The 10,714-nt window shown below is 72.4% G+C and carries 9 protein-coding genes; 6 read left to right on the plus strand and 3 right to left on the minus strand.

From position 1 onward, the window contains the following. Positions 1-45: 45 nt before the first annotated feature. The 3 genes from ACRX5S_RS01475 to ACRX5S_RS01485 all read right to left on the minus strand — a co-directional run bounded on the left by ACRX5S_RS01475 (position 46) and on the right by ACRX5S_RS01485 (position 2,112). Positions 46-546 (minus strand): hypothetical protein, encoded by a 501-nt coding sequence (locus ACRX5S_RS01475; protein ID WP_436770813.1) that lies wholly within the window; start codon positions 544-546, stop codon positions 46-48. Positions 547-721: 175 nt separating this feature from the next. Continuing rightward, entirely contained in the window at positions 722-1,423 is a 702-nt protein-coding gene (locus ACRX5S_RS01480; RefSeq protein WP_436770814.1) for a sigma-70 family RNA polymerase sigma factor, read from the minus strand. A gap of 77 nt (positions 1,424-1,500) precedes the next feature. Further along, positions 1,501-2,112 carry a hypothetical protein gene (locus ACRX5S_RS01485; RefSeq protein WP_436770815.1) on the minus strand — a complete coding sequence of 204 codons (612 nt, stop codon included), beginning with the start codon at positions 2,110-2,112 and terminating at the stop codon, positions 1,501-1,503. A 155-nt stretch (positions 2,113-2,267) separates the two neighbouring features. Between ACRX5S_RS01485 and ACRX5S_RS01490 the strand changes: the two genes are divergently transcribed. The 6 genes from ACRX5S_RS01490 to ACRX5S_RS01515 all read left to right on the plus strand — a co-directional run bounded on the left by ACRX5S_RS01490 (position 2,268) and on the right by ACRX5S_RS01515 (position 10,688). Next, positions 2,268-2,558 carry a hypothetical protein gene (locus ACRX5S_RS01490; RefSeq protein ID WP_436770816.1) on the plus strand — a complete coding sequence of 97 codons (291 nt, stop codon included), beginning with the start codon at positions 2,268-2,270 and terminating at the stop codon, positions 2,556-2,558. A gap of 374 nt (positions 2,559-2,932) precedes the next feature. Next, a complete protein-coding gene (locus ACRX5S_RS01495; RefSeq protein ID WP_436770817.1) occupies positions 2,933-7,285 on the plus strand; it encodes an amino acid adenylation domain-containing protein in 4,353 nt (1,450 codons plus the stop codon). A gap of 23 nt (positions 7,286-7,308) precedes the next feature. Continuing rightward, on the plus strand, positions 7,309-7,545 hold the full coding sequence (locus ACRX5S_RS01500) for a hypothetical protein (RefSeq protein WP_436770818.1): 237 nt from the start codon (positions 7,309-7,311) through the stop codon (positions 7,543-7,545). Positions 7,546-7,652: 107 nt separating this feature from the next. Beyond that, positions 7,653-8,387 (plus strand): hypothetical protein, encoded by a 735-nt coding sequence (locus ACRX5S_RS01505; protein ID WP_436770819.1) that lies wholly within the window; start codon positions 7,653-7,655, stop codon positions 8,385-8,387. Beyond that, complete coding sequence (locus ACRX5S_RS01510; protein ID WP_436770820.1) at positions 8,384-9,409, plus strand: nucleotidyl transferase AbiEii/AbiGii toxin family protein; 1,026 nt, start codon at positions 8,384-8,386, stop codon at positions 9,407-9,409. Before ACRX5S_RS01505 ends, ACRX5S_RS01510 begins: the two co-directional genes overlap by 4 nt. A gap of 310 nt (positions 9,410-9,719) precedes the next feature. Next, complete coding sequence (locus ACRX5S_RS01515; protein ID WP_436770821.1) at positions 9,720-10,688, plus strand: tetratricopeptide repeat protein; 969 nt, start codon at positions 9,720-9,722, stop codon at positions 10,686-10,688. The last annotated feature ends 26 nt before the right edge of the window (positions 10,689-10,714 follow it).

Below are 10,714 nucleotides of genomic sequence, written 5' to 3' on the forward strand. Positions count from 1 at the left end.
GGAACCTCGCCCCTGCGCGGCAGTTGCACACGTACGGTCAGTGCGTCACACCGGCGGGTCCTGGAGCCCGACGATGCGGGAGCCGTCGAGCGGCACGCGGTACCAGACGTCGTTCGCCGAGCCGTCCTCCCAGTACTGCGTGACGACGACGGACGCGTAGCCCATGCCGCTGCCCTCGTACCGGACGGTCCGGTCGACCGGCACGTTCTGCGCGCGGAAGACCGGGTCGGCCTGGTTGGCCTCGGCCCAGGCGTCCAGTTCGGCGTTGAGCTCCGGCGTCAGGAACTCGCCGCGCACCTCCTCGGGGTTCATGACGGGGTTGGTGCCGAGAACCGCGGACTTGTACTGGTCCCAGAACGCGGACACGCGGTGCACCACGCCGGGCTGCCGGCTCTGCGTGTCGGTCGACGTATCGGACAGGTGATGGGAGTGCACAGCCCCCGGCGGCGAACCGCTCGCGGCGAGTGCGGGGGCGGCCGCGCCGGCGCCGAGAAGCAGTCCCGAGGCCACCGCGATGGTGGCCGCCTTGCGCATCCTGTTGCTCATTTTCGTGCCTCCGGATCGCTTCGGATCTTTCGGTCCCCCGTGCCTAAATGAGACGCAGAGCTCGCCCAGCGGGTTGGTAGTACATCCCGTTTTTGCCGTATCTATACATAACTTCCCTGCGGGCTCCCTCGTTTGCCGACCGGCTGCGGCCGAATGCCGCAGCCGGGTGCGCGGGTCATGCCCCGGCGTACGACTCGGCTCTGACCAGCCCGGTGATCAGGTCGGTCCGGGCCCGCGCGACGCGGGACCGGACGGCGCCGATCGGACAGCCGAGGATGCGCGCGGTCTCGGCGTACTCAAGGTCCAGGACCTGGGTGAGCACGAACGCCTCGCGGCGCGCCGGATCCAGCGCGGCGACCAGGTCCGCGAGGGCTATGCCCTCCTCGAGCTCCGGCAGTTTCGCCGGACGGCGGCGGTCCGCGAGGTCGGCCCAGTCCTCGGCCGCGACCGTGCGCGGGCGCGCCGACGCGGCCCGGTGGCGGTCCACGACGACGCGCCGCGCGATGGCGAGGAGCCACGTGCGCGCCGACGACTGGCCGGCGAAACCGGGCAGCGCCTTGAGAGCGCGCAGGTACGTCTCCTGTGCGAGGTCGTCCGCGCTCTCCGGATCGCCGAGGTACGCCACGAACCGCCACAGGTCGCGGTGCGTCGCGCGCACGAACTCCTCGACGGCGCCGGGGACACCGGCGCCGGCGGCGAGTGCGGTCGCGGTCACGGCGTCGTCGTCCATCCCCGGGCCCCGGCGGGACTGTGGCGTGCTGTCGAACCGCGTGCCGAGCACGTTGCGTGCCCGGGACGTGCGGGCGGCGGAGCTCCGCTCGTTGCGGGGCGCGGGCGGGCGTACCGCAACTTCTTTGTATGTCTGGTCAGTTGTCATGATATTTCGGATCCTCACGGGCAAGCGGCAGCGGGGACCGGCCCTGCGGGCGGATCCCGGTGCCGAAGCGGTCTCGGTCAGGCGAGGACCGTGAGGGGCGGGCCGCGGCGGCTGAGCGGCCTGCACTCCCAGCGCGACCTGGCGCAGGCGGCGCGCGGACGTACGAACGGCACCTGCGGGAACACCGGTTCGCCCCAGCGCAGCCAGGCGCACAGCAGCGCCTTCAGGCAACGCGCCCGCGACGCCAGCAGGCGGAGCAGGTCGAACAGCGCCTTGTCGCCGCGCCACAACCACAGCGCGCTGCCGAGACCCGCGGCGATGTGCGCGAGCAACATGCCCGCGCCGCCGTGCGTGGGGAGGATCGACGATGCGTGGTGCCCACTGTGGTCGGCGCCCGTCGACGCCATGTGGTGCGCGGTCGCCGCGGAGTCCGAGATCTGTTGCGCCCAGCCGAACAGGCTGTGCAGGACGGTCTGCGCGCCGACCACGGCCCCGCTGATGGACGGGAGCCCGCGCTCGCGACCGGCGGCCGCCCAGGCGATGGTGCTCAGCACCGGGAGCGCGGCGGCCGGCGCCCACCAGGGGACCGGACCGTCCGACATGAACACGTGCCCGGAGACCGCGAGCGTCACGCACACGGCCGCGAACAGCGCGGCGCGTACGGCTCGGAGGCGTGACCAGGCAGGCATCGTCCGCTCATGCTGCCACTCGGCGGACCCCTTCGTGACGCCGGGGCGGCGGCCTCGTTGGCCCTGGACGCGGGAACTGCGCGGTGTTGTGGATCGACAGGTGTGGGTGGGTGCGGGCGCGAGTGAGAGCGGGACGAGGACGTGGAGGTCGGACGGTGACAAGCGTCGGCGGTGATGACGACGGCGAACTGCGGGGCTGGGGCCGGGTCGCGGGTTTCGTGGTGGTGTTGGTGCCGGTCTTCGTGTCCGCTTTGGTCCTCGGACGCCTGACCGGTCCGGACGCTCCGGGGGAGGACCGCCCCAACCACCCGGGACACCCGGCCACCGCGTCGCCATGGGCGCCGCGGAACCCCGGGGGCGGCGCCGCGGGCGCCGATGAGGAGGAAGACCACGACAGCCACGGGTGGGCGCCGTTCGGACCGGCGTACGCTCCGTCGGAGCGTTGAGCCCGAACCCCCGCGAGTGCCGCATGACCGGTGCGGGTCGCATCCGCATGACCGGTGCGGGTCGCTCGCATCCGCATGGCCGTTCGGCATCGTTCGCGTTGCCTTGGCGTCACGAGTTCGCCGCGGTCTTGCCCGGAAAACCCGTGCGGGCGGATGCTGCGTCGTGAGCCGCGTATGCGGGTGAGCTGCGCGGGCGAACGACTGGCGTGGGCGCTGACGGGCGCAATCGTGACCGTGGCCACGACCGCAACCGCTGATGCGACCGCGAGGTTCGTCGAGCCCGCCGAGACGAGAGGACCACGACGCATGGCACCGCCCTGCATCCCGTGACAGCCGTCTCGGCTGCCGAACAGCCGCCTCCCGGTGCAAGACCCGTGCTGCCCCTCACCGCCGCTCAGCGCGGCGTCCTGACCGGGCACCTCATCGCCCCGGCCCCGGGGGCGTACAACATCGCGGAACACGTCCGCATCGACGGCGAACTGCGGACTGACGTCTTCGAGTCCGCGCTGCGCCGGGCCGTCGGTGAGGCGGATGCCCTGAACATGCGGATCGTCGACGGGCCGTCCGGTCCCGGCCAGATCCCGGGCGCCGCGGCCCCGTGGACGCCACACTTCCTGGACCTGCGTGCCGCCGCGGACCCGGAGGCGGCCGCCCGGGCGTGGATGGCGGACGACGTCGCGGCGGCCGTCGACCCCTTCGGCGCCGAACCCCTGTTCGCGCATGCGGTGCTGCGCACCGGGACAGATGCGCACCTGTGGTACCACCGCGTACACCACGTGCTCCTGGACGGCTTCGGCGCGGCGATGGTCATGCGCCGTGTCGCCGCCGTTTACACGGCGTTGGCGGCAGGGGCGGAGCCCGAGCCGTCGCGTTTCGGACGCCTGACCGCGGTGCTGGACGAGGAGGCCGCCTACCTGCGCTCGTCCCGGCGGCGTGAGTCCCGTGCGTTCTGGACCGCCCACCTCGCCGGCAGGCCGCCCGCGATCGGTCTCGGACGGACCGCCGCGCACCCGTCCTTGCGCACGCTGCGCCGGGGAGTCGCGCTGCCCCCGGCCGTCGTCGACCGGATCCGCGGCCTGGCCCGGGCCCAGCGGACGACCTGGCCGGTGGTGGTGGCCGCGGGCGCGGGCATGGTGCTCTGCCGCCGAGCCGGAGCGCACGAGACGGTCGTCGGATTCCCGATGATGAACCGGATCGGCACCGCGGCGCTCCGCGTTCCCGCCATGGTGCTGAACGTGCTGCCGCTGCGGATCCGGGTGGAGACGCCCGACACGCTCTCGGACGTGGCGGCCCGCGTGGCCGGCGAGTTGCGTCTGACGCGCCGTCACCGGGACTACCGGTACGAGGACATCGCCCGGGACCTCGGGCTCGTCGGCGGGGACCGGCGGTTGTTCGCGGCGGTCGTGAACGCGATGCCGTACGGCGAAGGCGCGATGCTCGGCTCGGCGCGCGGTAGTGCGGGCAACGTGTCCGCCGGACCGGTCGCCGACCTGTCCGTGAACGTATACGACCGGGGCGCCGACGGTGGGGGCCTGCATGCCGTCTTCGACGCCAATCCCGCATGCTGCACAGAGAGGGAACTGGCTCTATTCGTCGATGAGTTCCTGGTCGTCTTGGAGGGTGCGAGCGGAATCGGGCGAGCGACCGAACCCGCGCACGGCACGTCGGCGTCAGATGGCCGGCGGCCCGGCGATCGGCCTGACGTACTCGACTTGTTGCGTCGACGGGTGCGCGAACGGCCGCATGCCCTCGCTCTCGACGCCCTCCACACGGGGATCACGTACGCCGAACTCTGGGGTGCGGTGGCAGCGCTCGCGGCACGCCTCGTGAGTCGCGGCGTGACGCCCGAAGGCGTGGTGGCGCTCGTCCTGCCGCGCGGCCACGAGGCGGTGATCGCGCTGCTGGCGGTTCTGGCGGCGGGAGCGGCGTACATGCCCCTCGATCCCGACGGGCCTCCCGAGCGCAACCGGCGCATCCTGGAGGAGGTCCGGCCCACGCTGGTGATCGACACTCGTCTCTTCGCGGAACTTCTCGGACCCGCCGCAGGCGCGGGGCCGGCGGACCGCGACGCGGTGCGCCGCGTCCCGCCCGAAGCGGCGGCGTACATCATCCACACGTCGGGTTCGACCGGGCGGCCGAAAGGCGTTGTCGTGTCGCGGGGGGCCTTGGCCGCGTATGTCGCGGCGGCGGGCGCGCGCTACGGACCCGATGCGGCAACCGGTCCCGCCCTCGGGGCCGCCTCCGTCTCGGGCGAACGCGTACTGCAATTCGCATCGCCGCACTTCGACGCCTCGGTGGAAGAGGTGTTCCTGACGCTGACGGCCGGTGCCACTTTGGTGACGGGGGAGACCGGGCCGCCCCCATCGGTGGCCGCGTTGCTGCGCACCTGCACCGAACGGCGCGTGACATGGCTCAGCCTGCCCACGGCGTACTGGCACGAAGTCGCTCACGTGCTGGACGGTTCCGCTTCATCCCGACCGGGCTTGCCCGAGGCCCTGCGCACCGTGGTGATCGGTGGGGAGGCGGCGCTACCGGAGCGCGTCCGCGCGTGGCGGCGCGTCCTCGGAGCCGATCGGGTCCGGCTCGTCAACACGTACGGTCCCACCGAAGCCTGCGTCGTGGCGCTGACCGCGGAACTCGCGGGTCCGGGCGCGGTGTACGACGGACGGGGGACGGTCCCGATAGGAACTCCGCTGCCGGGCGTACGCATCGCGGTCCTGCGCGAGGACGGCACCGAGACCGCGTCCGGCGAGACGGGCGAGCTGTATCTCATGGGTCGTCAACTCGCCGACGGTTACCACTCGCGATTCGAGGAGACCGCGGAGCGCTTCGCCGCCGTGACGGCTCTCGGTGGCCGGCCCCGGGCGTACCGTACCGGCGACCTGGCGCGTGCCGGCCCCGACGGCCTGCTGTGCTTCGCCGGGCGCGTGGACGACGAATTCAAGGTCAGTGGCCACCGGGTGCATCCGTCCGAGGTCGAAGCGGCGCTGGTGGAGCTGCCGGGCGTACACCACGCCGCCGTGATCGGGCACGAGCACGCGCCGGGCCTGCGGTCGGTCGTGGCGTTCGTCGTCGCCGGGGAGCCGACGCCCGCCGTGACAGCGCTGCGCGCGGGGCTCGCGCGGGACGTGCCCGCGGCCGCAGTGCCCGCGGCCTTCCGCTACATCGACGCGTTGCCGCTCACCTCCGCGGGCAAGATCGACCGGGCCGCTCTGCGCGGGCTGTTGCCGCCGACCGCAACCCCGGCGCCCTCGCGGCCGCGGCACACGGACAAGGGTTTGCAGACCCTCGTCGCGGGAGTGTGGGCCGAAGTGCTCGGCATGGAGGCTTCCGTGTCCGCCTTTCTGCCCGCCCCCGACGACGACTTCTTCGCGCTCGGCGGTCAGTCGCTCCAGACGATCCAGGTCGCGAACCGTTTGTCCGCCGCGACCGGCACCGAGATATCGGTGGCGGACGTGTTCGCACGGCCGACGCTGCGGGAACTTGCCGCGTACTTCGGCGAGGACGAGGCGGCGCGGGAGAGCGGGCGCTCGTCGCCGCCGCGTACGGGCGTGGTCCTCCCGAAACACATACTGGCGTCGGCGCCTTCCGGCCCCCGGCCGGGCCGACCGGCACGCCACGTCCTGATGACCGGCGCCACCGGGTTCGTGGGTGCCCACTTGTGCGCGGAACTCCTGGACGGAACAACCGACCTGCGGCTCACCTGCCTGGTCCGCGGCGACGATCCGGCGAACCGGCTTAGGCAGGCACTCACTTCATGGGGGCTGCGCGCCGATCTGCCGGTGCGCCGAGTCGCCGTAGTCCAAGCCGACCTGGCCCGACCCGACCTCGGCCTGTCGGAAGCCGCACGCCGGTCCCTCGTCGACGACTCCGCGACGCGTGTCGACACCATTGTCCATGCGGCGGCCGAGGTCAGTCTGCTGCGCGGGACCCGCTCACTGCGTGCGGTCAACATCGACGCGACCATCGCCATCCTCGAACTCGCCGCAGAGTCCGGAGCGTTCGTGCACCATCTGTCGACGCTTTCCGTGGCGGGGCCGGAGCGCGGGGACGTGCCCGAGGAGTTCATCGCCGACGGAGCCGACGGCGACGGGTACGCGCACAGCAAGTGGGTCGCCGAAACACTGCTCGAACAAGCCGCGTCCCGGGGAATCCCGGTGGCCGTGCACCGCCTGGGCCGCGTCACCGGAGCCCGCAGCACCGGCATCGTCAACGAGCGCGACATGCTGTGGCGAATTCTGTTCGCCGGGCTCCCACACGGCCGCCTGCCGCTGCTCCACCACGCCGAGGTCTGGACCCCGGCCGACGAACTCGCCCGCGACCTCGCCCGTTTGGTGGTGCGGTCACCCGAACCCGGGCTCGTCGCGAACCACGCCGCACCGGACGCGGTGGCGTTGTCGACCGTGCACACGTGGCTGCGGGCGTACGGGTACCGGTTCACGGTGGTCCCGGCCGCGACGTGGGCGGCCGATCCGAAGCTGCGCACGGACGACGAAGCGGCGGCGACGCTGGCGGCCTTCGAGCGCGGTGCGCTCGGGGAGTACCGCGGGCATGGGTGTTTCGAACCGCCCGGCGGAGCGAGGCTGATTCACCGCGAGTCCTTGCTCGGTGCGCTGCGCGGTAGCGATGGAGGCGCCGGCTCGTCCGTCCGATCGGTCGACGCGGCGTTGATGCACCGCTACCTCGACGGTTGCGTGCGAAGGGGTCGCCTCCCTGCTCCGCGGTAGCCGAGGCGCGTATCGTGCGGCGTATGGCGACGGAGGCGAGCGAGCCGGTGAGCGACCGTCCGGGCATCCCGGAGTCGCTGATCGACCAGATCGGTCAGGAGCGGGCGCAGGAGCTGATGGCCCGGGCCGTACGCGAGGCGGTGGAGCGGCAGCACGCGGCCGGTCTGGCGACGGCGCACGGGGAGGGCGACGGGCGGGTCTTTCTGCTGTATCCGGACGGCACGAAGGTGTACCTGGACGAGGACGGCCGGCCGATGTGAGGGGGCGGATGCCACGAGGATTCGCTGTTGCCGGGTCGGCTGCCAGGTCGGTTGCCGGGTCGGCTGTCTGGCGGCGGTGTCCGGGGCGGCCGCTAGCGTCGACGCCCGTGACCGAACGTATGGACGACGCGGCGCGCGTACGCGACGACTCTCGTGGTGGCCCTCGTGCCGAGCCCGGTGCCGGGACGCCTCGACCCGACTTCGCCGGGGACTTCGAGACGCATGTCACCGTGGCCGCGGCCGGAACCGACGAGGCCGACGACACCCTCCAGCGGTGGGCCGTACAGCGCGGTGCCAAGTACACACGCATTCTGCTGGACGCCGGACGCACGCCCGACCAGCCCATGCTGACCCTGCGCGGCAACGGCACACTCGCCGACCAGCGCGCGGCTGCCGCCGTGCACACCGCGGCCCTCCGCCGCGCCGGGTTCGACGTCGTGCGTGTCAAGATCGAGGCCGCGCCCTGGAACGCCGATGTGCCGCGTACCGCGCGTGAGGCGGAAGCCCTGCCGTCCGACTGCTATTTCGAGCACCACGTCAAGCTTGTGCTGACGAATGCGGCGGCGATTGCGCGGGTTGCGGAGGTCGCCGTACGGCACAACGCCCGCGTCTCCCGCAACGCCCGGCGGCTGCGTCCCGAACTCGGGGGCCACGAACGGTTCGTGACGCAGCGCTGCCACGGCGTGGGAAGTCCCGAGGCGGAGGGTCGACTTCGTATGCTCGTGCGCGAGCTCGCCGATGGGGGTTTCCAAATCGCGGACACCGAAAGGGAGTTCGTCGTGCAGGACGACAATCCGAGTGTCGATGCCGGGTGGCTGGGTGTCGGCGGCGGTTCGCGATGACCGGCCGCGGTGTCGCCGGTTCGGGTGTGTGGGAGCGGGCGCACCGGGCCGCGCTCGACCACGTCCTTGCGGTGGTTTCACGGGCTCCATGGTCGGACGCGCTCGTTCTGCGGGGCAGTATGGCTATGGTCGCGTGGGCCGGGGACCGCGCCCGGCCCCCGCGCGACCTCGACTGGATTGTGCTGCCCCCGGCGGCGGTTCCCGTCGACCGCCTCGATCCGCACCCGTACGTCGACGGCGTCGATGCCGTGCAGGACTGGCCGGAGGCGAGCGGGGGCGCGGCGGGGTACGAGTTGTACCGCGACGAGGGCGAACTGCTCGACACGGGGGGCGTGAATGCGGTCGTACCGCCGGAGGGCACGCATTGGGTCGAGGACCCGTTCGACGACGAGCGCGATCCGAGCGGCGCGGTGCTCGAATTGCTGGAGCGCGAGGCGGTGGCGCCGTGCGGCGTCCGCCTGGCCCCGGGTCGCTACAGCGTCGACTCCACATGGGAGTACGGCGCGTACGACTTCGGCCCGACCGGCGGCGGAGGTGTGCGCATCCGGTTCCCGTGGGAGGCCGACGGCGGTCTCGAAGGGCAGGTGCAACTGGACTTCGCCCTCGATGAGCCCATGGCCGAGCCACCGGTGTTCGCGCTGGTTCCGCGTGCCGACGACCTAAGCCCGACGGTGGTGCGTACGGCGAGCCGCGAACTCTCGCTGGCCTGGAAGCTTTTGTGGCTGCACGTCGACTCGGAGAGCGAGAACGGCGCCTGCGGCAAGGACCTCTTCGACGCGGTCCTGCTTGCGGAGTTGCCCGATACGCGGCTCGAACCACCCTTGTTGCGGCGCGTGTTCGCCCGTGCGGCGGTGCCGGTCGCGGGGCCGCCGAGCGATCACGACGTACGCAATTGGCACATCGACTGGCGGTCGTTCCGGGGTGAGTACCCCCGCGTGCACGGCGATGCCGACGCCTGGCAGGCGCGCCTCGCCCGGGCGATAGCTCCGGTGCTGGACGAGTTGGCGGAGGCGTCCTCGTAGGGGAGGCGTCCGGCCGCAGGCCGAATGGGCCGAATGAGCCGAATGAGCCGAAAAGTTCGGCGCGTTCGGAGCGCTCGGGGCCGCTAGTGGGTTTCAGCCGGACGACGTTACGCCTGGTCGCCGACAGAGCTGGTTGGTCTGTCCTGGGTGCGCCGGACGCTGTCCCGCCGGCGCGGTCGACGCGACTGGGGGCATGCCGTGGCCCCTTCGGCAACCAAGATCGGCTGATGCATCGGCAGGCGGCCGACCGGGTCGGGGGGCCTGCCACGTCCATGCGCGGCCGGAGGGCCGCGACGCAGGAAGGACCCTCATGACCTCTCCCAGCCCAGCCGCCGAAGAGGCGTACGCCAAGGCCACCGACCTCCGGAACGAGAACCGGCGCGCGGACGCCATGGAGTGGTACCGGAAGGCGGCCGAGGGCGGTCACACCGACGGCATGTATTGGCTGGGCGGACTGACGTACCTGAGCGGGGACGCCGAGGAAGCGGTGAAGTGGTTCCGCCGGGCGGCCGAGGCGGGGCACGTCGACGCGGCGCACGAACTGGGCGTGCTGGCCTACTCGCGCCGCGAGACGGACGAGGCGGCGGAGTGGTACCGCCAGGCTGCGGAGGGCGGACACCCCGGTGCCATGACGAGCCTCGGTGACCTGCTGCGCCGGGAGGGGCGTAAGGAAGAGGGGGAGGACTGGTGGCGCAAGGCGGCGGAGGCCGGCCACCAAGGCGCCATGTTCGGGCTCGGCGCGGTGGCGGAGGAGGAGCGCGGCGACACCGACGAGGCGCTGCGCTGGTACCGCGCGTCCGCGGAGGCCGGGCACGGTCTGGCGAACGTGAAGGCGGGCGAGCTCCTTCTCGGCACCGATCAGGCGGAGGCGGAGAAGTGGTGGCTGCGCGGGCGGGACGCGGGCGAGGCCAAGGCCGTCCACTACCTCGGCACCCTCTACAAGCAGCAGGGGCGCCGGGAGGATGCGGAGCCGCTGCTGCGGGAGGCCGCCGGAAACGGGTTCTCCAGCTCGATGTTCAACCTGGCCGTCCTGCTCCAGGACGACGGGCGGAGCGAGGAGGCGGAGACCTGGTACCGCAAGGCGGCCGACAAGGGTGAGACCAAGGCCCTGGTGAACCTCGGTTTCCTGCTCTTCGAGTCGGGCCGTACCGAGGAGGCCGAAGCCTGCTACCGCCAGGCGGCCGAACGAGGCGACACGTCCGGCCTCCAGAGCCTCGTCTCCCTCCTCACCGCCCAGGGACGCGAGGCGGAAGCGAAGGAGTGGGGCGCGAAGGCGTAGGAGCGGGCAGGGGGGGGGGGGGGGGG

The organism is Yinghuangia sp. YIM S09857 (assembly GCF_051388915.1).
Classification (GTDB): Bacteria; Actinomycetota; Actinomycetes; order Streptomycetales; family Streptomycetaceae; genus Yinghuangia.

What these genes read in the sequence shown, in the direction of transcription:
- ACRX5S_RS01515 (WP_436770821.1), top strand. Translation starts at nt 9,720, where the DNA reads ATGACCTCTCCCAGCCCAGCCGCCGAAGAGGCGTACGCCAAGGCCACC.
- ACRX5S_RS01475 (WP_436770813.1), bottom strand. Translation starts at nt 546, where the DNA reads ATGAGCAACAGGATGCGCAAGGCGGCCACCATCGCGGTGGCCTCGGGA.
- ACRX5S_RS01485 (WP_436770815.1), bottom strand. Translation starts at nt 2,112, where the DNA reads ATGCCTGCCTGGTCACGCCTCCGAGCCGTACGCGCCGCGCTGTTCGCG.
- ACRX5S_RS01500 (WP_436770818.1), top strand. Translation starts at nt 7,309, where the DNA reads ATGGCGACGGAGGCGAGCGAGCCGGTGAGCGACCGTCCGGGCATCCCG.
- ACRX5S_RS01480 (WP_436770814.1), bottom strand. Translation starts at nt 1,423, where the DNA reads ATGACAACTGACCAGACATACAAAGAAGTTGCGGTACGCCCGCCCGCG.
- ACRX5S_RS01510 (WP_436770820.1), top strand. Translation starts at nt 8,384, where the DNA reads ATGACCGGCCGCGGTGTCGCCGGTTCGGGTGTGTGGGAGCGGGCGCAC.